The organism is Rhizobium sp. B230/85, from assembly GCF_019355735.1.
Taxonomy (GTDB): Bacteria; Pseudomonadota; Alphaproteobacteria; order Rhizobiales; family Rhizobiaceae; genus Rhizobium; species Rhizobium rhododendri.
The window spans coordinates 1,117,848-1,143,776 of the sequence record NZ_CP072156.1; the positions used below are offsets into that span (position 1 = coordinate 1,117,848).

General features: G+C 60.2%; 25 protein-coding genes. 24 read left to right on the forward strand and 1 reads right to left on the reverse strand.

Annotated features, from left to right (window positions below; genetic code table 11):
- Positions 1–2: 2 nt before the first annotated feature.
- The 19 genes from motC to folD all read left to right on the forward strand — a co-directional run bounded on the left by motC (position 3) and on the right by folD (position 18,083).
- Positions 3–1,304: a chemotaxis protein MotC gene (gene motC, locus J5289_RS05315; protein ID WP_209182828.1), complete on the forward strand. Its 1,302-nt coding sequence runs from the start codon at positions 3–5 to the stop codon at positions 1,302–1,304.
- Between the two features lie 2 nt (positions 1,305–1,306).
- On the forward strand, positions 1,307–2,899 hold the full coding sequence (locus J5289_RS05320) for a flagellar hook-length control protein FliK (RefSeq protein ID WP_209187331.1): 1,593 nt from the start codon (positions 1,307–1,309) through the stop codon (positions 2,897–2,899).
- Positions 2,811–3,410: a transglycosylase SLT domain-containing protein gene (locus J5289_RS05325; RefSeq protein ID WP_142824451.1), complete on the forward strand. Its 600-nt coding sequence runs from the start codon at positions 2,811–2,813 to the stop codon at positions 3,408–3,410. Before J5289_RS05320 ends, J5289_RS05325 begins: the two co-directional genes overlap by 89 nt.
- Positions 3,411–3,691: 281 nt before the next feature.
- On the forward strand, positions 3,692–4,363 hold the full coding sequence (rem, locus tag J5289_RS05330) for a transcriptional activator Rem (RefSeq protein WP_209182853.1): 672 nt from the start codon (positions 3,692–3,694) through the stop codon (positions 4,361–4,363).
- Between the two features lie 150 nt (positions 4,364–4,513).
- Positions 4,514–5,779: a flagellar hook protein FlgE gene (locus tag J5289_RS05335; protein ID WP_209182854.1), complete on the forward strand. Its 1,266-nt coding sequence runs from the start codon at positions 4,514–4,516 to the stop codon at positions 5,777–5,779.
- Positions 5,780–5,800: 21 nt separating this feature from the next.
- The gene (gene flgK, locus J5289_RS05340; RefSeq protein WP_209182855.1) at positions 5,801–7,267 is read left to right on the forward strand and encodes a flagellar hook-associated protein FlgK; all 1,467 of its coding nucleotides are present in this window, start codon (positions 5,801–5,803) and stop codon (positions 7,265–7,267) included.
- Between the two features lie 11 nt (positions 7,268–7,278).
- Positions 7,279–8,337, forward strand: a complete 1,059-nt coding sequence (locus J5289_RS05345; RefSeq protein WP_209182856.1) for a flagellar hook-associated family protein — start codon at positions 7,279–7,281, stop codon at positions 8,335–8,337.
- A 37-nt stretch (positions 8,338–8,374) separates the two neighbouring features.
- On the forward strand, positions 8,375–8,722 hold the full coding sequence (gene flaF / locus J5289_RS05350) for a flagellar biosynthesis regulator FlaF (RefSeq protein ID WP_111216860.1): 348 nt from the start codon (positions 8,375–8,377) through the stop codon (positions 8,720–8,722).
- Positions 8,719–9,168, forward strand: coding sequence for a flagellar biosynthesis repressor FlbT (flbT, locus tag J5289_RS05355; protein WP_111216862.1), 450 nt, complete (start codon positions 8,719–8,721; stop codon positions 9,166–9,168). The genes flaF and flbT overlap by 4 nt, the downstream gene beginning before the upstream one ends.
- Complete coding sequence (flgD, locus tag J5289_RS05360; RefSeq protein WP_142824026.1) at positions 9,159–9,674, forward strand: flagellar hook assembly protein FlgD; 516 nt, start codon at positions 9,159–9,161, stop codon at positions 9,672–9,674. Before flbT ends, flgD begins: the two co-directional genes overlap by 10 nt.
- Positions 9,675–9,785: 111 nt before the next feature.
- Positions 9,786–10,052: a flagellar biosynthesis protein FliQ gene (fliQ, locus tag J5289_RS05365; protein WP_111216865.1), complete on the forward strand. Its 267-nt coding sequence runs from the start codon at positions 9,786–9,788 to the stop codon at positions 10,050–10,052.
- Between the two features lie 124 nt (positions 10,053–10,176).
- Positions 10,177–12,264, forward strand: a complete 2,088-nt coding sequence (gene flhA, locus J5289_RS05370) for a flagellar biosynthesis protein FlhA (RefSeq protein ID WP_142824027.1) — start codon at positions 10,177–10,179, stop codon at positions 12,262–12,264.
- Positions 12,261–13,013, forward strand: coding sequence for a flagellar biosynthetic protein FliR (fliR, locus tag J5289_RS05375; RefSeq protein ID WP_142824028.1), 753 nt, complete (start codon positions 12,261–12,263; stop codon positions 13,011–13,013). The genes flhA and fliR overlap by 4 nt, the downstream gene beginning before the upstream one ends.
- A 15-nt stretch (positions 13,014–13,028) precedes the next feature.
- Positions 13,029–13,448, forward strand: coding sequence for a hypothetical protein (locus J5289_RS05380; protein WP_142824029.1), 420 nt, complete (start codon positions 13,029–13,031; stop codon positions 13,446–13,448).
- A gap of 31 nt (positions 13,449–13,479) precedes the next feature.
- Positions 13,480–14,079, forward strand: coding sequence for a rod-binding protein (locus J5289_RS05385; protein WP_111217405.1), 600 nt, complete (start codon positions 13,480–13,482; stop codon positions 14,077–14,079).
- A gap of 13 nt (positions 14,080–14,092) precedes the next feature.
- Positions 14,093–14,461 (forward strand): hypothetical protein, encoded by a 369-nt coding sequence (locus J5289_RS05390; protein ID WP_111217407.1) that lies wholly within the window; start codon positions 14,093–14,095, stop codon positions 14,459–14,461.
- Complete coding sequence (locus J5289_RS05395) at positions 14,458–15,003, forward strand: flagellar basal body-associated FliL family protein (protein ID WP_142824030.1); 546 nt, start codon at positions 14,458–14,460, stop codon at positions 15,001–15,003. Before J5289_RS05390 ends, J5289_RS05395 begins: the two co-directional genes overlap by 4 nt.
- A 136-nt stretch (positions 15,004–15,139) precedes the next feature.
- Positions 15,140–17,065: a hypothetical protein gene (locus J5289_RS05400; RefSeq protein WP_209206744.1), complete on the forward strand. Its 1,926-nt coding sequence runs from the start codon at positions 15,140–15,142 to the stop codon at positions 17,063–17,065.
- 118 nt (positions 17,066–17,183) lie between these two features.
- Complete coding sequence (gene folD / locus J5289_RS05405) at positions 17,184–18,083, forward strand: bifunctional methylenetetrahydrofolate dehydrogenase/methenyltetrahydrofolate cyclohydrolase FolD (protein WP_209182859.1); 900 nt, start codon at positions 17,184–17,186, stop codon at positions 18,081–18,083.
- Between the two features lie 7 nt (positions 18,084–18,090).
- Here the strand turns inward: folD and J5289_RS05410 are convergent, their stop codons facing one another.
- On the reverse strand, positions 18,091–19,116 hold the full coding sequence (locus tag J5289_RS05410) for a LacI family DNA-binding transcriptional regulator (protein ID WP_142824033.1): 1,026 nt from the start codon (positions 19,114–19,116) through the stop codon (positions 18,091–18,093).
- 317 nt (positions 19,117–19,433) lie between these two features.
- On the opposite strand from J5289_RS05410, the gene J5289_RS05415 reads away from it, so the two are divergent.
- The 5 genes from J5289_RS05415 to J5289_RS05435 all read left to right on the forward strand — a co-directional run bounded on the left by J5289_RS05415 (position 19,434) and on the right by J5289_RS05435 (position 25,904).
- A complete protein-coding gene (locus J5289_RS05415) occupies positions 19,434–20,795 on the forward strand; it encodes an ABC transporter substrate-binding protein (protein ID WP_142824034.1) in 1,362 nt (453 codons plus the stop codon).
- Between the two features lie 119 nt (positions 20,796–20,914).
- Positions 20,915–21,931 (forward strand): carbohydrate ABC transporter permease, encoded by a 1,017-nt coding sequence (locus J5289_RS05420; RefSeq protein ID WP_209182923.1) that lies wholly within the window; start codon positions 20,915–20,917, stop codon positions 21,929–21,931.
- A 1-nt stretch (position 21,932) separates the two neighbouring features.
- Entirely contained in the window at positions 21,933–23,096 is a 1,164-nt protein-coding gene (locus J5289_RS05425; protein WP_209182860.1) for a carbohydrate ABC transporter permease, read from the forward strand.
- Between the two features lie 36 nt (positions 23,097–23,132).
- The gene (locus J5289_RS05430) at positions 23,133–24,785 is read left to right on the forward strand and encodes an alpha-glucosidase (RefSeq protein WP_209182861.1); all 1,653 of its coding nucleotides are present in this window, start codon (positions 23,133–23,135) and stop codon (positions 24,783–24,785) included.
- A 24-nt stretch (positions 24,786–24,809) separates the two neighbouring features.
- Positions 24,810–25,904, forward strand: a complete 1,095-nt coding sequence (locus tag J5289_RS05435; RefSeq protein ID WP_209187333.1) for an ABC transporter ATP-binding protein — start codon at positions 24,810–24,812, stop codon at positions 25,902–25,904.
- Positions 25,905–25,929: the final 25 nt, after the last annotated feature.

Genomic DNA, 25,929 nt, shown 5'->3' on the forward strand with positions numbered 1-25,929 from the left:
TCATGGCGCGCAGGAAGCATCGATACGGGCTGACGCTCACCCTGGCTCTCGGCGCGTTTTCGCCGGGAGTAGGGCATGCCGACGACAAGGACCTGGCACCCTACAAGATGCTGAGATCCCTGCAGTTTGTGCAGGATTCCGTCGTGCTCGGCGATCACTCTGCCGAGGAGATGCAGCGCTTCATGCTGTCGACCATCGACGATCGCCTGCGATCTGCCGACAGGTCCGTCTTCGACGATGTCCGCAATGTCGACGCGGCGCTGGTGTATACGATGAGCGGCGGTAATCCGGACACTCTGGAATTCCTGATGGCACGCGATGTCGACGGTCATTTCGACAATCGCGTCGCAGATGTCCTGCGCAAATACCTGAGTGGCAAAGGCTTGCTCATCGTCAAGACGCTGGCCGACACGGCCAAGGAATATCGCGACAAGAAGATCGGTCCTTACCTGTCGCTGGTCGCAGCCAATGTCATGAGCGCCAAAGACCCGAAGGCTGCCCTTAAGCTCTACGACTGGGCGCGCCTGACGAGCCCCGGGACGATTGTCGAAGAGGCGGCCCTCAGGCGCTCGATGGCTTTGTCGACCGAGGCAAAGATGGTTCCGCAAAGCCTCACCTACTCGCAACTCTACGCCCGCCGCTTCCTGCATTCGCCCTATGCCAGCCAGTTTGCCGATCTCTTCGTAAAGCTCGTGGTCGATCACAACACCGAGATAAAGCCGGAGGACATAATCGATATCCTCTCGTTCATGGACGGGGCGCGAAAGCGTGAGGTCTATCTTCGTATCGCCAGGAGCGCGACGATTGCCGGCAAGAACGATCTCGCCCGGATGGCATCGGCCCAGGCGGCGGCTATTCCGAGCGATGGCAGCGACTCGTTCAACCAGCTTGCCAACTTCTACGGTGGCGTCGCCAATGTCTCGACGGACAAGGCTGACGCCGCGGCCCACGATATCAACGAAATTCCAGAGGGCGAGTTGAACGCCAGGGACCGGGCGCTGCGCGACGCTGCGAAGACGGTCGCCGACGCGGTGACGCGGCTTCCCGAGCCGCAAAGCTTGACGCAAGCTTCACTCACTAAGCCTGCTAACGGAGAGACCCGACACGATGGAGCCGCAAGCGTCGAGACGCTAGGGACGAAAAGTCCCGCTGCGGCGGCTGTCGGGCAAGGAGCCGCCGCAAGCGCGGCTCAACCCCATGATGGAGGGGGGCAGGATGCCGACTCTTCGTTCACCACATTCGTGACATCAAGCCAATCGAAGCTCGACGCGCTTGACGGACTTTTGAAGCAGGAAGGCAATTGACCATGGCCGGTATCGGTATCACCAGCGCTTCCGCCGGGTCTGATGTCGTTTCTCTTTCAAAAAGCAGCAGCCGGAGCAAGGGCTCGGGTAGCGATTCCCAGGGGTTCCAGGATGCGCTCAGCAGCTCCGGAAACAGCACGGACGCGAATGCCGCGTCTAAGCGCAGCGCCGCCGATACAAGTTCGGTCGACACGACCGCTTCTGAGCCCGATACCGGCAAGGCGACAGGCGATACCCTGCTTCAAGCCAGCAACTCGGCCACTGGGTCGGCCACCCCGGCGCCAGTCGGCGACGGCACGTTGCTTCCCGTACCTCCGGTCGCGCCACCCGTGCCCGGCGCCCCCCTCGTTTCGCTGCCCGCTGCCCCGGTGGCCGTGCCCGCTGCCCTCGCTCTTGTCGTCCCTGCAGATGATGGTGCTGCGGTGAAATTGCCAGCCGCCGATATCGCCCAGCAGCTGGCCGATGTCGTTGCCGGCGCGGCGACAGGCGAGCCCGCCACACCCGTCAAAGGCGATCTTCCCGGCGTCAAGGGCAGCAAAAGCGGCGCTGCCGCCGACGATAGCAAGGACGGTGATGCCAATGCATCAGACGCCAGTGTCGCCAGCGGCGCGGTGGCTGACGTGCTGTCGCTGCTCGGAGCCGGTTTGTCGGCCGCTGCCATCCCCGCGCAGACCTCCGCCAGCGTCCTTGCCGCAGCCGGGCAGCTCCACACCGGCAATGGCAAGATCGATCCCGGCGCGGCCTCTGTTGCAAATGCGCTTCCGGCCGACGCCGCGGACGACAGCGGCGACGCCGTTGCCGTGGGCATGGCCATGCTGGCGCCGTCAATGGGCAGCGCTGGCCAGGGCAATGCCGTTGCCGGCACATCTACCGACGGTGACGCCCCCGTAACGTTCAACGTCGATCGGGCGAGTGGCAAGGTACAGTCGCTGGATCTCTCAGCGAGCCGGAATGCGGACGATACGCCTCAGCTCGACATCAAATCGGCAGGTAGCGATACCGGGGCCACCGTCACTGTCCTCGACTCCCGACGCTTCGTCGGCCTCGCCGATGGCTCGAATTCGGCACTGGTTGCCAATTCGCTGACGGGCAACAAGGACTGGGCAGCGGCCATGCAGCCCAATGCGGCGCTGACCGGAGCATCGGCGACAACAAGTGCCAGCAAAGTCATGAACACTCTGAAAATTCAGATGAATCCGGATAATCTCGGGATCGTCACCGCGACCATGCGGCTTTCGGGCGAGCAGCTTTCCGTCGATCTCAAGGTCCATTCCGCCGAGGCCTACCGGCAGCTCAGCAACGACCAGAGCGCGATGATCGATTCATTGCGCCAGCAGGGCTATAGCGTCGATCGCATGACCGTGACCTATACCGCGCCGGACACATCGAGCAACAACCAGCAGAGCCCCCAGGGCCAGCAGCAGCAACAACCCGGCACAAGCCAGGGGCAGGGCAGCGATGGCCAGGCTCGCAGACACAATTCAGGACGACAGGCCGGTGATCAAGATGGTATCTCGCGCGCAGGCAACGTGGGTACGGACGATAGCGTTGCTGGCGGTGCTCAGCGGGCTCGTGCCGGGGGCGTCTATCTCTGACGCCAGCGCTTCCACCACGGAAGGAATGTGCGAGCGGGAAATCCAGGCGGCGGCGCTGAAATACGGAATTCCCGAAGGCATACTCTACTCGGTCGGGTTGACCGAAACGGGGCGCAAGGGCTCTCTCTACCCCTTCGCCATGAATATCGAAGGCAAGCCATTCTTCCCGGCATCTGAAAATGCGGCACTGCAGCTCTTCGCGCAAGCGCATCAGAGCGGTGCCAAATTGATCGATATTGGTTGTATGCAGATCAACCAATACTTTCATGGCGAGAACTTCGCGTCGGTCGAGGCGATGTTCGATCCCCACAGCAATGTCGAATATGCGGCCAAGTTTTTGAGCGTTTTGCACGACAAGCACGAGACCTGGACGATGGCGGTGGCGCGCTATCATGCTGGTCCGAACAACAACCCGGCGCAGAAGGTTTACGTCTGTCGGGTGATCGCCAATCTCGTCGCCACCGGTTACGGAAAATGGACGCCTAACGCAGCCACATTTTGCCGGGAATGACCCCCGATAAAGTTGTATTAATGCCACATTTTAGCGCTTCTCAATATGGCGAGAACGTGAACGAAAAAGGCATGGCAATAGCCGTCTTCAAAATGTATTAATTTTTCCACCGCTTTCTTGTGTTAAAATGATGCGCCACCCACTAGATATGGTTCAAATCGGGGCGTGAAACTTAAGCAATTATTAACTCTCGCCACTCACTTCCCACAGTTGTTCGCGATTCGCTCGATTCGTACCCATAGCGACATTGGAAACATCCACAACTGATTCGGAGGCGGCGAATGATCGTAGTGGTTGACGAACGCGGACTTGTTAAAGACGGCTACACATCTCTCTTTGGGCGAGAGGGAATTCCTTCAACGGGGTTCGACCCCAAGGAGTTTGGCGAGTGGGTCCAGACGGCGGCAGATAGCGATATCGCGGCAGTCGAGGCCTTCCTCATCGGCCAGGGCGAGCATGTACATCAGCTTCCCCGGGCGATCCGCGATCGGACACTTGCGCCGGTCATCGCGGTCAGCGATCACCCCTCGCTTGAAGCGACGCTTGCACTTTTTGATTGTGGTGTCGACGATGTCGTCCGTAAGCCGGTGCACCCTCGCGAAATCCTGGCACGGGCAGCGGCCATCCGCCGTCGCCTGAAGGCAGTCGCTAATTTCACTGACGTCGGTGGCATCCGGGTTTTCTCCGATGGTCGCGATCCGGAAGTGCATGGCGAAGTCTTCGCCCTGCCGCGCCGCGAGCGCCGCATCCTGGAATATCTGATTTCCAACCGCGGACGTCGCGTCACCAAGACGCAGATCTTCAACGCGATCTACGGCATCTTCGACGAGGAAGTCGAAGAGAACGTCGTTGAAAGCCATATCTCCAAGCTGCGCAAGAAGCTGCGCAAGAAGCTCGGCTTCGACCCAGTCGATTCCAAGCGTTTCCTTGGCTACTGCATCGACTGGAGCTAAGCCTGCGGCTTCGACTGGGAATGATTTCCAGTCGATTTTGAACTACCCGAAAAGCCGCCTCATGATGATCTGCTTTTCCTCTCCCCACCAGACAGCTTCACGCAAGGCCCATTGATTAGTCTTGCGATAACGGGAAAACGAGGATTTCAGATGAGTCTTTTCGGTAGCATGAAGACGGCGGTTTCGGGGATGAATGCCCAAGCAAACCGCTTGAGCACGGTCTCCGACAACATCGCCAATTCGGCAACGACGGGCTACAAGTCCTCGTCGACAAGCTTTTCATCGCTCGTCCTGCCGACCACGGCCGGCACTTACAGTTCCGGTGGTGTTGCCACCTCGGTACAGTATGCGATTTCACAGCAGGGCGGTCTCTCCTACACCTCGTCCACGACGGACTTGGCCATCCAGGGCGAAGGATTTTTCGTCGTCCAGGATGCGGCCGGAACCCCTTACCTGACACGCGCCGGTGACTTTTCGCCGGATGCAAACGGCAACCTGGTCAATGCTGCGGGCTATAGCCTTATGGGTTATTCCTACGGCTCCGGTTCGCCGTCGGTGGTCGTCAACGGCTTTGATGGTCTCGTGCCGATCAATACGGAATCGCAGGGCCTGACGGCTGTCGCATCGACCACAGCTTCGTTCTCCGGCAATCTCGATTCGACAGCCGCAGTCGCCACCGGCAACTTGCCCGCAAGCAACACTGCTCCGGTGACAACCGATACCAAGAAGACTTCGCTGATTGCCTACGATACCCAGGGCAACAAGGTGCAGTACGACTTCTACTACACGAAGACGGCGGCTGATACCTGGGACGTCTCGGTCTATCGCGGCTCCGATGCCGCCACCGGCGGCACGTCATCCTTTCCGTATTCATCTGCAGCAGTCGGCTCCGGGACGTTGGTCTTCGATTCCAGCGGCAAGATTACCAGTGGTGGTACGCTTGCCATCAGCGACCCGAATGCTGTCAGTGGTACACAAGACATCGCTGTCGACATCTCCGGCTTCTCGCAGCTCGCGGCCTCTTTCGGCGCGACCGGCAAGGCAGACGGTCAGGCACCGAGCGCAGTCAACAAGGTCACCGTCGGCACCGATGGCACCGTAACGGCGCAATATGCAGACGGCACCAGCAAGCCGCTGTATCGCATTCCGCTGGCCAATGTCGCGAGCCCGGACAATCTGACGGTTCTCAGCGGCAACGTTTACTCCGCCAATGGACAGTCAGGCGTCACGGTTACCGGTTTCCCGCAGTCGAGCGGTCTTGGCTACATCCAGGCAGGTGCGTTGGAAGAATCCAATGTCGATCTCGCCGGCGAACTGACGACGATGATCCAGGCACAGAAAAGCTATACGGCGAATTCCAAGGTGTTTCAGACCGGTTCGGATCTGATGGACGTTCTTGTGAACCTCGTCCGATAATAAATTAAGGTACTGCCGAGCATGACACTCACCCAGGCACTCAATACCGCGCAGGCGATCTTCAACAACACGGGCAAGCAAAGCGCCGTCGTGTCGAACAACATCGCCAACTCCAGCAACGCGGATTACACCCGACGTCAGGCGATGACTACCATCTCCGCCGACGGTGCGACGGTGGTACAGATTGCCCGCTCGGCAGAACCTTCGCTTCAGCGCCAGCTGCTCGCGTCAACCTCGGCAGATGCCGCCCAGCAGCGGCTTCTGACCGGCCTCGGCGACATCCAGTCGACGATCGGCGGCAACGACAGCGAGACAGCGCCGTCGACCTACCTTGCCAATTTCCGAGAGGCTCTCCAGGCTTATGCTGCGGCCCCGAACAGCAACACGACAGCGCAGGCGGCTGTAACGGCGGCCCAGGACGTTGCCAATTCGCTGAACCAGTCGACAGCATCGGTGCAGACCATCCGCACCAACGCCGACAAGGAAATCGCTACCACCGTCGGTACGCTGAACTCATTGCTCGGCCAATTCCAGACCGCCAACGATGCCGTCAAGACGGCGACAGGATCGGGTGCAGACGCCAGCAATGCGCTCGACCAGCGCGATGCGGTCCTCAAGCAGATCTCTTCCATAGTCGGGGTCAAGACGGTCAACCGCGCCAACGGCGACATGGCACTGTATACGTCTGACGGCGCGACCCTGTTTGAAACACTTCCCCGGGCAGTCACCTTCACCCCGACCAATGGCTATTCGGCCAGCAGCACCGGCAACAGCGTTTATATCGACGGCGTTGCCCTCGCACCGGGAAGTGGCGCCAACACCACGGCCAAGGGTACGCTGCAGGCGCTGCTTCAGATCCGCGACGTCGAGGCGCCGACCTATCAGAAGCAGCTGGACGAGATCGGCCGCGGCCTGGTCACGATGTTCTCCGAGACCAACACGACGGACGGTTCCAAGCTCCCCGGCCTGTTCACTTATACGGACTCCGGCGGCAATCCGGGCGACACGCCCACGTCTGCCACCGTCATCGACGGCATGGCGGCCTCGATCACCGTCAATCCGGCGGTCATTACCTCTGCGGACGGAAACCCGAACCTTCTGCGCGATGGTGGTATCAACGGTACCGACTACGTCAACAATACTTCCGGCGACGCAGGCTATTCCACGCAGCTGGATGCCTACGACACGGCAATGGGCACGGCCATAGACTTCGATCCGAGCGCCGGTGTCGACAGCAACTCCAGCATCATGGATTTTGCATCGAACTCGGTTGGCTGGGTGGAAAGCGAACGCAGCGCCGCATCGACCGCAGCTGAAAATACGGCAGCTTCCTCGTCTCGCTCGACGGAAGCCTATTCGAACGGAACGGGGGTCAACCTCGACGAAGAACTCACTTTGATGATGGACATCGAGCAATCCTACAAGGCCGGCACAAAAATCCTGAGCGCGGTCAACGATATGCTCACTGCCCTCCTTCAACTGAACTGACGGGTTAAGCCATGAAACTCTCCGCCATCTCAAGCAGTGCCATTCAGAACGCCATGCGGCTGACGATAAAGCAGTCGCAGAACGAGATGACCAAGGCCTCTCTGGAGGCAACGACTGGCGTCTACGCCGACATGGGCGTATCGCTGGGTGGCAACATCTCGCAGAGCATCGACATGACGCGCGACGTTTCCCGTCTCGACTCGCTTACGGCCAGCAATTCCACGGCGGCGGCGCGCATGACCGCGACGCAAAGCGGGCTTGCGGATATGACGAGCCAGTCACAGACGTTCCTAGATCAGCTGGTAGCCTTGCAGGGCAATCAGGATGCAAGCAGCATCGCGCTGTCCCAGACCACGGCGACATCGACGATCTCCTCCTTCGTCGCCGACGCAAACACGCAGCTGAACGGCCAGTACATCTTTGCGGGTACCAATACCGACGTCCAGCCTGTGACCGACCAGACCACGGCCGCAACGGCAGCAATACAGTCGGCACTGACAGATTACATGGCGGCCCAGTCGCCACCGGTGACTTCCAAGAGCGACCTGACTGCCGACCAGATGAACGATTTCATCAGCACCAAGGTGCAGCCGATGTTCTTGGACGACACGTCGCCGGCCCCGAACTGGAGCAGCTGGTCGAGTGCTTCCGACCAGAACATGACAAGCCGGATCAACAACTCCGAAGTGATCGAGACGTCGACCAACAGCAACGCTTCCGGCATGCGTTACATGGCGCTGTCGGCCACGGTCGCCAAGGCGCTGATGGGAACCGATATCAGCAAGGCGGCGCTAAACGCGGTGACGACGAACGCCATCAGCTTCGCCCGCCAAGGCATCGACGGCATGAATGCGCAGGCCAGCCAGCTTGGCCTGTCGCAGTCCCGGGTCACCAAGGCGAACGATGCCATCAGTGCCCAGAAGGACATCATAAACAACCGGATCGTCGACCTTCAGGGCGTCGATCCGTACGAGGCATCTACCAAGGTCAACAGTTTGGAAACCCAGCTGCAGACTGCCTACACCATCGTCTCGAAAATTCAGCAGTTGAGTCTCGTAAATTACCTTTGATGATCAAAGGGGCGTAATGACCAGGAAGGATGCATGAATGTATCAGTTCTCATATGCAGAAATCATGCAGGACGCAGTGGCCGACGCAAAGGAGCGGGAACGCCAGGTCCTTGATCGGTCGGTCGCTCTTCTGACGGCTGCGATGCAAAAAGAAAAATACGGTCGAGAATCGATCGAGGCACTTTTTTACACAAGACGTGTCTGGGTTGCCTTCATCGAGGATCTCAAGAACCCCGAAAATCAGCTTGATGTCACCCTGCGTGCCAACCTTATCTCTATCGCCATCTGGATCTTGAAGGAATGCGACAGGATAAGGCGACGGAAGTCGACAAACTACCAGGGCATCATCGACGTCACAACCATCATCAGGGATGGACTTAAATGAAAAGTACACTTCGCATATCGCTTAAAGCCGGCGAACGGATCTTCATCAACGGAGCCGTGCTGCGCGTCGACCGCAAGGTCGCTCTCGAATTCCTGAACGACGTGACATTCCTCCTGGAAAACCACGTTCTCCAGCCCGAGGACGCAACGACTCCATTGCGCCAGCTCTATTTCATCGCCCAGATGATCCTGATCAATCCGGAAGGCAAGGATCAGTCGACGGTGCTGTTCCGCAAGTCGATCGTCATGCTGCTCAGCTGCTTCAAGAATGAAGAAGTCCTGGCCGAACTGAAGCGCATCGACGGGCTGGTCGCGACCGGCAAGGCATTCGATGCACTGAAGTCTATCCGCGGCCTCTACGTCGTTGAAGACAGCATCCTCAACAGCCCGGAAATGCCGGCTGCCACCATCGAGCAGATCCGCCGGGAAATCGCACCATGGCGGTAACACCAGTCAGCACCGTCGCAGGTGCTACCGCGACGGGGGCCACGGCAACTGCTACCGCCACGGGGACAAGCAGCGCCGCAGCAACCAACGCGACGACTGCGGCGGCAAGCGCATCGCTGAACTACAACGACTTCCTTCAGCTGCTGATTGCCCAGATGAAGACGCAGGATCCGACGTCACCGATGGACGCCAGCGCGCAGATCTCGCAGCTCGCCAGCTTCTCGCAGGTGGAACAGCAGATCAAGACGAACGCCCATCTGGAAACTGTCCTGTCGAACCAGATGCTGTCCCAGGCGGCAAGCTACGTCGGCAAGACGATCGTCAGCGCCGATGCCACGGTAACCGGCGTCGTCAAGGAAGTCAGCGTCTATTCGGACGGTATCCTTGCAATTACCGCTGCCGGCGATAAGGTCCTGATACAGCCGGGAATCAGTGTCACCGACGGAACAGTGGTGAAGCCGACAGGCACGAGCACGACGACAGACACCGCTTCGACAGCCAAATAGAGCTTTCGATCTGGCTTCAGTCACTCCTGCTGTGGAGGTCCACTGAAACCGAAAATATATTGGCGCGGTCGCGGCTGGCGAGCGTGCCTTGAACACAGGAAATTGGCCGAGATGAACGAAGCCGATGCATTGGATATCTTTCAGGCGGCGATCTGGACCGTGCTGATATCGGCCGGTCCGGCGGTTGCCGCAGCGATGATCGTCGGCATCGTCATTGCGCTCGTCCAAGCGCTGACGCAGGTTCAGGAAGCGACCTTGACGTTCGTGCCGAAGATTGTCGCTGTTTTCGTGACGATCGGCATCACGGCGCCGTTTGTCGGTTCGCAGATCGGCATTTTCACTAATCTGGTCTTTTCCCGTATCCAGTCTGGCTTCTAGCGGACCAGATCGGGCTGCAGGCGTGTGAGCCATCCTCGCGCAAGCTTCATCCTGTAACTCGACAGGAGAATACGGCAAGCGGTTCGTCCGCCGGCCTCCTCTCATGAAGAGACGGACCTGAAGAATGGCGTTACCTCCTTCGCTGCCCCTGCCGAAAGTCGCCCCGAGTTTCCGCGACGTAGGATTTGCCGTCGGCATCGTCTCGATGCTCTGCATCCTGTTCCTGCCGATCCCGCCGTTCCTCATCGACATGGGCCTGGCTTTCTCGATCGCGCTGTCCGTCCTCATCCTGATGGTCGCGCTGTGGATCCAGAAGCCGCTTGAATTCTCGTCGTTCCCGACCATTCTTCTGATCGCCACGATGACCCGCCTGGCGCTGAATATCGCGACGACGCGCGTGATCCTGGCCCATGGCTACGAGGGCGACTATGCGGCCGGCGGCGTTATTGCAGGCTTCGCCAATCTCGTCATGTCCGGCGACTTCGTCATCGGACTGATCGTCTTCCTGATTCTCATCACCATCAACTTCATCGTCATCACCAAGGGTGCAACGCGTATCGCTGAAGTCGGCGCCCGCTTCACCCTCGATGCCATTCCCGGCAAGCAGATGGCCATCGACGCCGACCTTTCGGCCGGCCTCATCGACGAGCGAGAGGCACAGCGCCGGCGCAAGGAGCTGGAAGAGGAGAGTTCCTTCTTCGGCGCGATGGACGGTGCGTCGAAGTTCGTGCGCGGCGATGCGGTCGCCGGCCTGATCATCACCTCGATCAACATCTTCGGCGGCATCATCATCGGCTATTTCCGCCATGGCATGCCGATCGGCCAGGCGGCCGATGTGTTCGTCAAGCTTTCGGTCGGTGACGGCCTTGTGGCGCAGATGCCGGCGCTGATCATCTCGCTTGCAGCCGGCCTGCTCGTTTCGCGCGGCGGCACGTCAGGGTCCACCGACCAGGCCGTCGTCAACCAGCTGAGCGGCTATCCTCGTGCGCTCGGCGTTGCCGCCGGCATGATGTGCCTGCTGGCTATCATGCCCGGACTTCCGTTCATTCCGTTCATCACACTTGGCGGCATCATGGGCGCCGGCGCCTGGTTCATCCCGCGCCAGGCAGAGGCTCTCAACAAGCTCCGCCGCGACGCCGAAGAACAGAAGGTCAGCCAGTCCAAGGATCTCGAGAAGGATTCGGTCAAGAACGTCCTCAAGACCTCCGAGATCGAGCTGGCACTCGGCAAGATCGTCTCGACAAGGCTGCTCGGCGCCCATCAGGAACTGGCATTCCGCGTCGGCAAGATGCGCAAGAAGTTCGCCTCGCAATACGGCTTCGTGGTTCCGGAGATCAAGGTCACCGACGATATCTCCATTGCCGACAAATCCTACCAGATCCGAATCCACGGCACGACCATCGCGTCCAACCTGCTGCGCGTGGGCGAAGTCCTGGTGGTCACCGGCGCCGGCCGCAAGCCGACCGTTCCGGGCGACGATATCCGCGAACCAGCCTTCGGCATGCCGGCCGTCTCGGTCCTCGAAGCCTTCACGGAAGACCTCAAGCGCGAAGGCTTCCAGCCGATCGACAACGTCTCGGTGGTGCTCACCCACATGAGCGAAGTCATCCGGAACAACCTTCCGGCGCTGCTGTCCTACAAGGACGTCAAGATCCTGATCGATCGCCTCGACCCGGAATACAAGAAGCTCGCCGATGAGATCTGCTCCTCGCACATGTCCTACTCGGGCCTGCAAGCCGTGCTGAAGCTGCTGCTTGCCGAGCGCGTGTCCATCCGCAACCTGCATCTCATCCTCGAAGCGGTCGCCGAACTGGCGCCGCATGTGCGCAAGACCGAGCAGATCGTCGAGCACGTCCGGGTCCGCATGTCGCAGCAGCTCTGCGGCGACCTTGCCGACAATGGTGTGCTGCGCGTCCTGCGGCTGGGCTCGAAATGGGATCTGGTGTTCCACCAGGCATTGAAGCGCGATCCAAAGGGCGAAATCATCGAGTTCGACATCGATCCACGCAATCTCGAGGAATTCAGCGAGCAGGCGACGCGAGTTATCCGTGAATTCATGGACAAGGGCTTGCCTTTCGTACTTGTCACGTCGCCGGAAACACGCTCCTATGTGCGCATGATCATCGAACGCCTGTTTGCGACGCTGCCTGTCCTGTCGCATGTGGAATTGGCCAAGGGAATCGAGATCAAGATTCTGGGCGCTATTTCATGATTACAGACCCTCAGGGGACTGTCCTCGCACTCTTTTTGTGCTTCTGTCGCATCGGCGGCTGCGTTATGGTTCTCCCGGGGTTCTCATCGGCCCGCGTGCCGCAGCAGATTCGCGTGCTGCTGGCGGTGGCGCTGTCGATGGCGGTTCTGCCAGTGCTGTGGGACACTATCTATCCGAAGGCCTCACTCGGTGGGCCGCAATATGTGATGCTGATCGCCACCGAATCGCTGATCGGCGTGATGTATGGAATGATGGCCCGGCTCTATACGCTGGGATTGCAGTTCGCCGGGACGATCATCGCCATGATGATCGGTTTGACGTCTCCGGGCGGTGCCGATCCGGTGGAAGACGGCAGCGAAACCGCCATTTCCGGCGTGATTACCTTCTGCGGCCTGATGATCCTCTTCATCATGGATTTCCACCACTACGTTTTCCGCGCGCTTATCGATTCCTACACGCTGATCCCCTTCGGCGGTCATATCGAGATGCAGGCGACGCTGATCTCTTTTACCGATACCCTGCAGGCGACCACCTACATCATGCTGCGGCTTGCCAGCCCTTTTCTGATCTACGGCCTGATGTTCCAGGTTTCGATCGGCTTCATCAATAAGCTCGCACCTCAGATCCCGGTCTACTTCATCTCTACGCCCTATCTGCTGATGGGCGGACTTTTCATGCTCTATCTCAGTCTGGCGGCGATGATCAGCCAGTTTTCCGATGCGTTCCTCAGCGTCTACAACGGTCATTAGCGGGCAGGGCACGAAATGGCGGAACAGAGCCGATCCAAGAAACTGAAGCGCCTCGTGGCCGTCCAGCGCCATCTGGAGCAGATGGCCGAGCAGGAGCTGGCGGAAGCCATGCGCGTGCGCGCCGAGGTCGGGCACTCGATCGACCAGGTTGTGGATGCCATCGGCTCGATCGATGTGGTGCATATGGCCTTTGCCCAGCAATATGCCTGGCGACTGGGTCGCCTGACGCTGCGCGACCAGCAGCTTGAGGGCATGCAGGCGCTTATCGAGATGAATGTGCTGAAGGAGCGGACCAAGGCGGACCGGCTCGAGGAGCATATGATGGATGCCCGCGCCGCAGAATTGCGCGAATCCGACGACAATGCGGTCTACGATATCATCGATCAGCGATTTGCCGCCGTCGCACCAGCCTCCAGCAAGGTTCAAAAACCATAGTCGTCACGAGTTCATACGAAAGGAACGTGACGTGGCTATTTCGCCCCCCAGTGATTTGGTCCTGGATGTTGTAAGAGCAGCCGACCCGACAGACCTGCAGGCAGCGCAGGCCAAGCTTCAGGCCAACCGCGCAGCCTTTGCCGCCACCAGCCTTGCGGAAGCCGGAAACGGCTTTGCGTCGACGGTCGACGTTCTGAACAAGGCCGGCACGCAGGCGGGTCTTGCCAATGCCAACGAACGATCGACGACGGGCAAGGTGCCTGCCGCCTATCAGAAGTTCGAGGCCATGGTGCTCCAGAATTTCGTCAAGAACATCCTGCCAAACAGCGACACGCTCTACGGCAAGGGTACTGCCGGTGAAATGTGGAAGGGCATGATGGCCGAACAGCTCGGTAACACCATGGCCAAGGACGGCGGCGTCGGCATCGCAGCGAAGATGTACCACGAGCAGCTTTCCAAGACCCGGGGAACCGGCGCCGACCACGTCGAGACGAGCGACAACGACAAGCGGCAGGCACTCAGCATGATCGACGACTTCGAGCGCAAGACGTTCGGAACGCCGTCGGCAGAAAACGACAATACCGGTACGACCGTGACAAATCAGGATTCCCTGACGTCGCAGAAAGTGTAAGTGGGGCAAGGCTATGGAAATTATTTCGAACGACTACCGCATCAAGTCTGTCCTGGGCCGGCTGGAACTGATCATCGACAACGAGAACAACCGCATCGGCAAGGACGCGGAATTCGATCTCAAAGTCTCCAACGCCCACAAGAGCCGTTGCCTTTATGAACTGTCGATGCTGTTTCGCGATACCGACCCCGCTGAAATGGCAGCTGCCCACATCGAGCAGCTGCACGGCCTGAAGAAGAAGCTGGTGCTCAACGCGCGTCGCGTCGAAGCCCATCTGGAAGCCGTGCGCGCTGTGGCTGAAATTTTGAAGAATGCCGTGCAGGATGCCGATGCAGACGGCACCTATTCCCAGGAACAGTTCGCGGTGCGTCAGGCAGGATGATCAAGCTCGTCGCCACAGGCCTTTGGGTGTGCGTCGTCACCTTGGTGGCGGTCTACTTTTCCATCCAGATGGCGACAGCCCCGGCCGCAAGCCCGGATGCCAAGCCTTCTGCCAAGGAATTCGTCAAGGGCGAGTCGATCAATGTCCCGATCATTGGCGACACAGGCGTCAGCGGTTATTTTATCACCAAGATTTCCTACATGATGGACAAGGACAAGGCGAAGGATCTCGAAACACCTTTGCCGGCCCTGACGACGGATGCTTTGTTTACGCTGCTGGTCGGCAACAAGATGATCGATATGTCAAAGCCGAAGGCGTTCAATGTCGAAGCCTTTCGCGACGAGATCAAGAAGAACCTGAACGGCCATCTGGGCGGCGAGTATGTCGACAGCGTGGTGATCGAGCAGCTCGACTATCTCTCCAAGGACGAGGTGCGCGCCAACGAGGGCGCGCCTGTCAAGAAAAACATGAAGACGGTACCGATTGTCCCACCGGAAGCCCCGCCCGGCGGCGACGCGGTGAAGGCTGAGAAAACGCACTAAAACAGCGCGCCAATCGTGGAAAGTCGCTTGCCGCGGCCGACTGTTAACCTTTTCTTTCCTATCAAAATTTACAATCGGTTAATCATCCGAATCTGCCGCCGATTGATCGACGGTCCTGTGCGCGAGATCGGCCGTCATGGTACAGAGCGATTTTAAAAACAGAGTGTTCCAGTCCGACAACGACCGGACCGACACTACCTCCGACAGCCGCCAATCCGGGCTGAGCCAGGCCGAATTGCTGGATTTCCTGCAGCGGTCCCTGGCTGGCGAACCTTTTCCCGTTTCCGCTCCTGGTGCCCGCACCGCGCCGGAAGCGACAGTGCCGCTTGCCCTGCGGATTCGGGAAATTCTGCGCACCGATGACAGCCGACCGGCTGCTCCGGAGATGGACGAACCGGCTCAATCCATGGCGATAGACGAGCCAGCGCCCGTTCAGCCTGCGTCGGCCGAATCATCAGCGGTGGATGCCGCGTATTTCGACGCCGATTTGCAGCCCCCGACCGAGTACTCTCCGTCGCTCTCCGAGCCGCAAAAACGCGCAGCCATTTCCTGGGGATCTGCAGCCTTCATCCTCGCGGTCACGGCCGGAAGTGCTCTCGTGCCAATGATGCTTGCGACCCCGCCACACTACGCCGCCCAATCCCGCCTGCAGTTTCTGGGCGCTGCCCGCACGACGCCCGGCTTCGTGGAAGCGACCCTCCAGCGGATCACCTCGCAGCATGCGCTGGCGCAGGTCGTGACGCGCCTGAAACTGGATCATGATGCGGAGTTCAGCGGCGGAAAGGCGACGGCCTATAGCGTCGTCAGGGACCTCCTCACCGACAGCGGTGCTGCAGCCGACAGTTTTTCACGCGCCCAGCTTGCCCTCAAGCAAAGACTGACCATCGCTCCCGATCTGCAATCTGGCGCCATTGCGCTTGTGGCGCGGTCGGAAGATCCGGCAAAGTCTGCCCGCATCGCCAACCTTCTTGCCGACATCGCCGTCCGCGACGCTGCGACCAATCCTTTGGCTTCAGTGCCCGGCGCGGCTGAGCTTGCGCTCGAAAGCGACCGCAAGCGTTTCGACGACGCGACCTCCGCCCTTGCGAATTTCAAAGCGGCTGCCGGTGACGAGAAGATAGCCGCCGCGACCGATCTGATGGCCAGCCGCGAGGCTCTCGGCAACCGGCTTGCCACGGCAAACGCTGCAGTCCAGGCAGCTTCCATCCGCCTGACAGCGGCCAAATCTGTCAGGATGGCCGACGTGCTCGATGGTGCGATCTCCCCAGACCTCGGCTCGCCTGCAGCGCTCGAAGACCTGCGCAATCGCTATGCAGCGGCGAGGAGCACGCTCAGTCAGTTGTCGACACAGCTCGGCCCGCGCCACCCGCGCCTGATCGCGGCTCAGTCGAGCATCGATACCCTGGGGGCGTCGATCCTTGCTGAGATCCGCAAACTTGTGGTTGCCAGCGACGCCGAAGTCAAGACGACCACGGCTGAGGTGAAGCAGTTGAAGGATCGCCTCGCCGAACTCGATGGCCAAAAGGTCGATGTCGATCTCGAGGCATTCCGCCGGTTGCAGGAGAATGTCGAGACCGCCCGGCAGGCCTATGATGCAGCACTCACGGCATCTGAAGAAGCAGCCCCGCAATCGAAGCCCTCCGAGGTTCCGCTGGCGCTGACCACACCTGCCGTGCCCGCAGCAGCACCCATCGATGACGATATGACATGGCGGAGCCTTCGCAGCGCGCTCGGCGGTCTTGCCATCGCGCTGGCGCTCGTGGCCGCCCGTCTGCTGACCCGGAGATCGTTCCGACGCCCGTCGGACGACCATCACGCCGTCGATTTCGATAAGGTCGATCTACTGGTGGATTTTCCTCAGGATCAGGCGCCGGTTCGGGTGCCGCTGGATCAGCCGCAGAAATGTTTTGACGCCAGTGTCGCTGTTGCCAACGACCGCCTGGAACCGGTTGCCGGGCGCACAGAGCCTGAAACAGCACTGGCCGCAATCATCGATGATGTGGCCTTGCTGCGCGAAAGGGTCGCCAACTACGCTTCGCGGCGCCAGGCCGCTGGCCGCTGAACAAGTCTTCCCGCCGTCTTGCAAATATCGTGTTTTGACATCATAGGGCGTAGACAGGCAAATCCCCGCTGCAGGGCAGGGCTAGATTGCCGCGGCATCGATATCCGGGAGAATACGCGTGGCGACAGTAATCGACGGCAAGCAGGTGGCGGCATCGGTCATCGAGGCCGTGAAGGCGGCTGCATCCGTGTTGGCAACGGAAACCGGCAAAAAAACCGGCCTCGCGGTCGTGATCGTCGGTGACGACGCCGCCAGCCACACCTACGTCGCCGCCAAGAGCCGCATGGCCAAGGAATGCGGTTTCAATTCAATCCAGCATACCTTGCCTCTGGAGACGAGCCAGGAAGAACTCGCAACCCTGGTTTCAACTCTCAATGCAGATCCGGCCATCGACGGCATCCTGGTGCAGCTGCCATTGCCGAAGCACCTGGATTCGGACGCAATCATCCAGTCCATCCTGCCTGAAAAAGATGTCGACGGCCTGCATGTCGTCAACGCCGGGAAGCTGGCCACCGGCGATCTGGCGACAGGACTGATCTCGTGCACGCCAGCCGGCGCCATGCTCTTCGTCCGCCAGACCCATGGTGACGATCTGTCGGGTCTCAATGCCGTGGTCATCGGTCGCTCCAATCTGTTCGGAAAGCCAATGGCCCAGCTCCTGCTCAATTCAAATGCGACGGTCACCATCGCTCATTCGCGCACGAAGGATCTGGCCACCGTCTGCGCCCGCGCCGATATCCTTGTAGCGGCCGTCGGCCGGCCCGAGATGGTCAAGGCCGACTGGGTGAAGCCGGGCGCGACGGTGATCGATGTCGGCATCAACCGCATTGCCGCACCGGAGCGCGGCGAGGGAAAGACCCGATTGGTCGGCGATGTCGCCTTTGCCGAATGCGGCGATGTCGCTGATGTCATCACACCCGTTCCCGGCGGCGTGGGCCCGATGACGATCGCCATGCTGATGGCAAATACGGTGATTGCCGCCTATCGCGGCGCCGGCCGGACCGCGCCGACATTCTGAAGCAACGTCAGGAGGCTGGTGCGGCCCCCGTGGATGCGCGCACGATAAGTTCGGCCTTCCAGAGTTCGTGTTCAGGGTAGGGGCCCTGGTTCTTGATCCCGCCGATCAACCGCTCCGCGACGCGGACGCCGGCTGCCCGCAGCGATGAACGGGTGGTCGTCAGCGGCACCGAGAAATTCTCCGGCTTCAAGAGCGCCAGCACGTCGTCATGGGCAATCAGCGAGATATCCTCGCCGAGCCGGAGGCCCGCCTGATTGACAGCGCGGATCGCCCCCAGCGCCAGAACGGTGCTGGAACAGAGGATGGCTGTCGGTCTTTCCGTCATCTGCAGGAAACGCTCCATTGCCACAAAGCCCTGTTCGTCGGTCATCGGCGTGTTGCTGACAGAGGTCTCGTCAAGCATAAGGCCGCGTTCGGCGAGCGCTGCGACCACGCCGTTTTGCCGGCGCATGGCGAAGTCGAGATGGGCCGGCCCGTTCATCAGCGCGAACCTCCGATGCCCGAGTTGCAGCAGCAGCCTTGCCGCATCGTAGAAGGCGGCCTCGTTGTCGATGTCGACGAACGGGTAGTCAGGCTCGCTCCCGAACGAGCGCCCGTGTACGACGAAAGGAATCGACAGCGATTTCAGCATGACGACGCGCGGATCATCGGCCCGCATATAGGCGACGAACAGCGCATCGACGTTGCCACTGACCGCCAGGCGCCGCAGGGCCGCCACTTCATCCTCCGGATGTGCCGGCATGATGACGAGGTGGAAATCGTGACGCAGCGCCTCCTCGCCAAGCCCTGTGAGAAATTCTCCGAAATGCACGTCGGAAGGATGGCCCGGCGCTGTCGGCATGACGAGCCCGATCGAGCCCGCCTTGCCCGTGGCTAGCCGTTGCGCCGCCGTATTCGGCCGGTAGCCGGTGTCGCGCACAGCGGCCAGCACCCTTTCGCGTGTCTCGCGGCTGACTTCCGGGTATCCGTTAAGGGCGCGGCTGACAGTCGTCTGGGACAGGCCGAGCATTTGCGACAGCTGTTTCAGGTTCACACCGATGACCTCCCCACGCGCATTCCATACAGTGGACAAAGGGCCACCCAAACCCGGCAGCTCCGCCCAAACGCCTCCCAAAGCGCTTTCAATTATGATGTCTTTGCCATCCTTGACTCAAGAAAAATCGCGTCATATTTCGTTTATTCGATGTTGCAATGCGAGATTTCGCATCTGCAGTTGTCGTTTCGTAAAATCGCTTGACTCACGAGAGCCGCAGTAGAATGAATTCGCAAGCCAAAGCGCTTTGAGGATAGCGTGTCACTCGCTGTTTTGTGGGAGATGCTTTTGGATATTGTGACGGGAGGGAAAATCACATGAAGACATCATTTCTGATGAGCATTGCTTTGGCCGCAGTGATGGCCGGCTCCGTATCGGCCGCCGACCTGAAGTTTAAGCCGAATGAAGACTCCAAGTTCAACTGGAAGAGCTACGACACCTTCAAGACGGCCCATGCCGATCTGAAAGGCCAGACGCTCACCATCTTTGGACCGTGGCGTGGCGAAGACGAAAAGCTGTTCGCCAGCGTTCTCGCCTATTTTACCGAAGCTACCGGCATTGACGCGAAATACTCGTCGTCGGAAAACTACGAGCAGCAGATCGTCATCGACACCCAGGCCGGTTCGCCGCCGAATGTCGCGATCCTGCCGCAGCCGGGCCTGCTCGCCAATCTCGCCAGCAAGGGCTACCTGACGCCGCTCGGCGACGACCAGGCCAACTGGGTGAAGACAAACTACGGCGCCGGCGACAGCTGGGTCAGCTATGGCACGTACAAGGGCAAGGATGGCAAGGATGCCTTCTACGCCTTCCCCTACAAGGCCGACCTGAAGTCGCTCGTCTGGTACGTGCCGGAAAACTTCGAGGAAGCCGGTTACAACGTGCCGAAGACGATGGAAGATCTGATCAAGCTCTCCGACCAGATCGTCAAGGACGGCGGCGTGCCGTGGTGCATCGGGCTCGGATCGGGCGGCGCGACCGGCTGGCCGGCAACCGACTGGATCGAGGATCTGATGCTGCGCACGCAGTCTCCGACCGACTACGACAAGTGGACCACCAACGAGCTGAAGTTCAACGATCCGAAGGTCGTGGGCGCTATCGAGGAATTCGGCAAGTTCGCCAAGAACGCGAAATATGTCGACGGTGGCGTTGCAGCCGTTGCCTCGACCGATTTCCGCGACAGCCCGAAAGGCCTCTTTTCGGTGCCGCCGAAGTGCTATCTGCACAAGCAGGCTTCGTTCATCCCGTCTTTCTTCCCTGAGGGAACGAAGCTCGGGCAGGACGCCGACTTCTTCTACTTCCCGCCCTATGCCTCGCATCCTGAGCTCGGCAAGCCGGTTCTCGGCGCCGGTACTCTGGCTGCGATCACCAAGGATTCGAAGGCAGCCCGTGCTTTCATCGAATTCCTGCAGACGCCTATCGCCCATGAAGTTTGGATGGCACAATCCGGCTTCCTGACGCCCTACAAGGCCGTCAACACCGGTGCCTATGCCAACTACACGCTGAAGAAGGAAGGCGAGCTTCTGACCTCGGCCACAGCCTTCCGTTTCGACGGATCGGACCTGATGCCAGGCAAGATCGGCGCCGGCGCCTTCTGGACCGGCATGGTGGATTTCGTCGGCGGCAAGTCCGCACAGGCCTCGGCAGACGATATCCAGAAGGCCTGGGACGGCATCAAGTAGGACCCTCATCTAAAAGCCGCCGCCGGTATCCGGCGGCGGTCAGGATGGCCGCCAGCGTCGGGGAGGACGACGATGGCGGCCGCCACAAGCAGCAATCAAATGCGCAAGGGGAGGGACTTATGATCTGGCAGATCGCTTCGGCACTGGGCGCCGTGGTCTTGGGCGTTACAGCCTGCGCCGCCTATTTCCTGTTTTCCAACAAGTTGCTCGATTTCGCATTCCCGGCCCGGGATGGCGACGACGTTTTCGTCGCATCACGCAATTTGCGCCGGCGCTCGATCATCCGCCCATGGCTGTTCATCGGGCCGGCACTGCTGTTGCTGGTCGTCTATCTCGTCTACCCGGTCGTTGCCACGTTCATCCTGTCCTTCTACGACAAGGGCGGCGAGCAGTATGTCGGGTTTGCCAATTACCAGTGGGCGATCGGCGACCGCGAGTTCCGCCAGGCCATCTTCAACAACATCCTCTGGCTCGCGGTTGTGCCGGCCGCCTGCACCTTCTTCGGCCTCGTCATCGCAGTGATGACCGACCGGATCTGGTGGGGAAATATCGCGAAAAGCATTGTTTTCATGCCGATGGCGATCTCCTTCGTCGGCGCCTCCGTCATCTGGAAGTTCATCTACGAATATCGTGGTGGCAACGACACGCAGATTGGCCTGCTGAACGCCATCGTGCAATTGTTCGGCGGCACGCCTGAGGTCTGGATCTCCATTCCCTTCTGGAACAATTTTTTCCTGATGATCATCCTCATCTGGATCCAGACCGGCTTTGCGATGGTCATTCTGTCGGCAGCCCTGCGTGGCATTCCGGAGGAGACCATCGAGGCTGCCGTCATCGATGGCGCCAACGGCTGGCAGATCTTCTGGAAGATCATGGTGCCGCAGATCTGGGGCACGATCGCCGTCGTCTGGACGACCATCACCATCCTGGTGCTGAAAGTCTTCGACATCGTGCTCACCATGACCAATGGTCAGTGGGACTCGATGGTGCTCGCCAACCTGATGTTCAACTGGATGTTCCGTGGTGGTGGCGACAGCGGTCGCAGCGCCGTCATCGCCCTAATCATCATGGTCGCCGTCATGCCGATCATGGTCTGGAACGTCCGGCGCGCCAACCAGGAAACGGGAGAGCACTGAGATGACCTTCGACAGAAGCTTCTTCCGCATCGGTCCCGCCCGGCTGTTCGTCCACGCCATGGTGCTTTTGATCGTCATCGTCTGGCTGGTGCCGACGCTCGGCATCTTCGTCACCGCGTTGCGCGACAAGGACCAGATTACCGTCTCCGGCTGGTGGACGGCCTTTTACGGCTCCTCGCAGACGACAGCAGTACGGCTCGACGCTGCAGACAAGCAGCAACCGGACGGTACAAACTACGTCATCTCAGGCTCGGTCTTTTCAGCCGCCGGTTCGCTCGGCAAGGTCAGTGCGTTCGGCGTCAAGGCGCAGGACCCCTCGGCCTTCAAGGCCGGCGAGCCCGCCGATATCGGTAACGGCGAAACGCTGCTGATCAACACCGACGGCACCTACAAATACACGAAGAACGCTGCCTTCGACGACACGCGCGGCAAGCGCATCTATATCTCCGTCGCCTCGCCGCCGGCCTTCACGCTGCAAAACTTCAAGTCGGTGGTGACGGGTGAGGGGATCGGCCAGTCCTTTATCAATTCGCTGACCGTCACCATCCCGGCCACCATCATCCCGATCCTGATCGCCGCGTTTGCGGCCTATGCGCTGGCCTGGATGGAGTTTCCCGGCCGATCGCTGATGATCGCGCTGGTGGTAGGGCTGATCGTCGTGCCGCTGCAGATGTCGCTGATCCCGCTGCTGCGGCTCTATAACGACATCGGCTCTTTCCTCGGCGTGCCCTCGAAAACCTATCCCGGCATCTGGCTTGCCCATACGGCCTTCGGCATGCCGCTCGCCATCTATCTGCTGCGCAATTACATCGCCGGCCTGCCGAAGGAGATCATCGAATCCGCCCGCGTCGATGGCGCCAGCGATTTCGACATCTTCGTCAAGATCATTCTGCCGCTGTCCTTTCCGGCGCTCGCCTCCTTCGCGATCTTCCAGTTCCTCTGGGTGTGGAACGACCTTCTGATCGCCATGGTCTTCCTCGGCACCGCCAAGGACCAGCTGGTACTGACCGGCAGCCTCAATGCGCTGCTCGGCTCGCGCGGCGGCAACTGGGAAATCCTCACAGCCTCGGCTTTCGTCACCATCATCGTGCCGCTCCTCGTCTTCTTCGGTCTGCAGCGCTACCTGGTGCGCGGTCTGCTGGCCGGATCTGTCAAGGGCGGCTGACGCCTACAATTCGCATTCAGACAGGATCTCCCGGGAATGACTATTGCTACTCCATCGATCACGACGGCCGACAAGAACTGGTGGCGCGGTGCTGTGATCTACCAGATCTATCCGCGCTCGTTCCAGGACTCCAACGGCGACGGTATCGGCGATCTCAAGGGCATCGCCGCCCGCCTGCCGCATGTCGCTTCGCTCGGCGCCGACGCCATCTGGGTGTCGCCCTTCTTCATGTCGCCGATGCGCGACTTCGGCTATGACGTCTCTGACTACGAGGACGTCGACCCGATCTTCGGCACGCTCGCCGATTTCGATTCGCTGATCGCCGAAGCGCATCGTTTGGGCATCAAGGTGATGATCGACTTGGTCATCTCCCACTCCTCCGATCGCCACCCGTGGTTCGTCGAAAGCCGCTCCAGCCAAGATAACCCGAAATCCGACTGGTATGTCTGGTCGGACGCCAAGCCCGACGGCACGCCACCCAACAACTGGCTGTCGATTTTCGGCGGTTCGGCCTGGGCCTGGGATCCGACCCGCATGCAATACTACATGCACAACTTCCTGACCTCGCAGCCGGATCTCAATCTCCATAATCCCGAGGTTCAGGATCGCCTGCTGCAGGTCGTCCGATTCTGGCTCGAGCGCGGCGTCGACGGCTTCCGTCTCGACACCATCAATTTCTATTTCCACGACCGCGAGCTGCGCGATAATCCGGCGCTGGCCCCGTCGCGCCGCAACGCCTCGACGGCACCGGCCGTCAACCCTTACAATTTCCAGGAGCACATCTACGACAAGAACCGGCCGGAAAATATCGCCTTCCTCAGGCGCTTCCGTGCTGTGCTGGAAGAGTTTCCGGCGATTGCAGCCGTCGGCGAGGTCGGCGACAGCCAGCGTGGCCTCGAAATCGTCGGCGAATACACCTCCGGCGATGACAAGATGCACATGTGCTACGCCTTCGAATTCCTCGCGCCCGACGCGCTGACCCCTCATCGCATCGAGGAGGTGATGAAGGATTTCGGCGCGGCGGCACCGGACGGCTGGGCCTGCTGGGCGTTTTCCAACCACGACGTCGTGCGCCATGTCAGCCGCTGGGGCAGCCTGGTGGCCGACCGTGAAGCCTTCGCCAAGCAATATTCGGCGATCCTGATGACGTTGCGCGGCTCCGTCTGCCTGTATCAGGGCGAGGAGCTTGGCCTGACCGAAGCCGAGATTGCCTTTCAGGACCTGCAGGATCCCTACGGCATCCAGTTCTGGCCGGAATTCAAGGGCCGCGACGGTTGCCGCACGCCCATGGTCTGGGACAGCCAGGTCGTGCAGGGCGGGTTCTCGACGGAAAAGCCATGGTTGCCGGTGCCTGTCGAACATATCCTGCGCGCCGTCAGCGTCCAGAGCGGCGATGAAAACTCGGTGCTCGAGCACTACCGTCGTTTCCTCGCGTTTCGCAAACAGCACCCTGCCTTCGCCAGCGGCGAGATTTCCTTCTATCCGCCGCAGGATGACGTGATGCTTTATACGCGCACGTTCGGCAACGAGACGATCCTCTGCGTCTTCAACATGAGCGCCTCGGATGGATCGGCCGAACTGCCGGAGGGAGCATGGGAAGCGCTGGCCGGCCATGGTTTCGCCAGCGAAATTTACGGCAATAAAATCGATATTCCGGCCTGGGGCGCTTATTTCGCGCGCCTCGCCTAAAGACAAGAACGGGAGGGGCTTGCGATGACTGGACTGGTTCTGAAGGATATCCGGAAATCCTACGGCGCGGTGAATGTGCTGCACGGCATCGACCTTGAAATCGCCCATGGCGAGTTCATCGTTTTCGTCGGGCCGTCCGGCTGCGGCAAGTCGACATTGCTGCGGATGATTGCCGGTCTGGAAAGCATCACCGGCGGCGAGATGATCATCGACGGTCGCGTCGTCAACCAGGTGCCGCCCTCGCGGCGCGGCATCGCCATGGTTTTCCAGTCCTATGCGCTGTATCCGCATATGACTGTCTACGACAACATGGCCTTCGGCATGCGCATTGCCCATGAGAGCAAGCAGGAGATCGATCGCCGTGTGCGCGCGGCGGCCGACAAGCTGCAACTGACCCAGTATTTGGACCGCCTGCCGAAGGCACTCTCCGGCGGCCAGCGCCAGCGCGTCGCCATCGGCCGCGCCATCTGCCGCAATCCGAAAGTCTTCCTGTTCGATGAGCCACTGTCGAACCTCGACGCTGCGCTGCGCGTCGCCACCCGCATCGAGATCGCCCGGCTGAACGATTCCATGCCGGATACGACGATGATCTACGTCACCCACGACCAGGTGGAGGCGATGACCCTTGCCGACCGTATAGTGGTGCTGTCGGCCGGCCGCATCGAGCAGGTCGGCCCGCCGCTGGAACTCTACGAGCGTCCGGCCAATCTGTTCGTTGCCAAATTCATCGGCTCGCCCGCCATGAACATCATCCCGGCAACGATCGCCGAGGCAGGCGTATCGACCGTGGTGACGCTGAAGGGCGGCAAGTCGGTAACGCTCGATATTTCTACCGATGCATCTGACAAGGGCGCCACGGCAAGTTTCGGTGTGCGCCCTGAAGACCTGCGGCTGGCAGAGGGCGACGACTACCTGTTCGAGGGTGAGGTGGCGATCGTCGAGGCCTTGGGCGAGGTGACGTTGCTCTACATCGAAGGTCTCGTCGACGGCGAGCCGATCGTCGCCAAATTGCCCGGTGTCGCCCCTGTCGAGCGCGGCCAGAAGATGCGCTTCATCGCCGACAAGGAAAAGCTGCACCTCTTCGACAGCGAAGGAAAGACCTATCGCTGGACGCGATAAAGCGGTGCCTATTTTGCAACTTTCG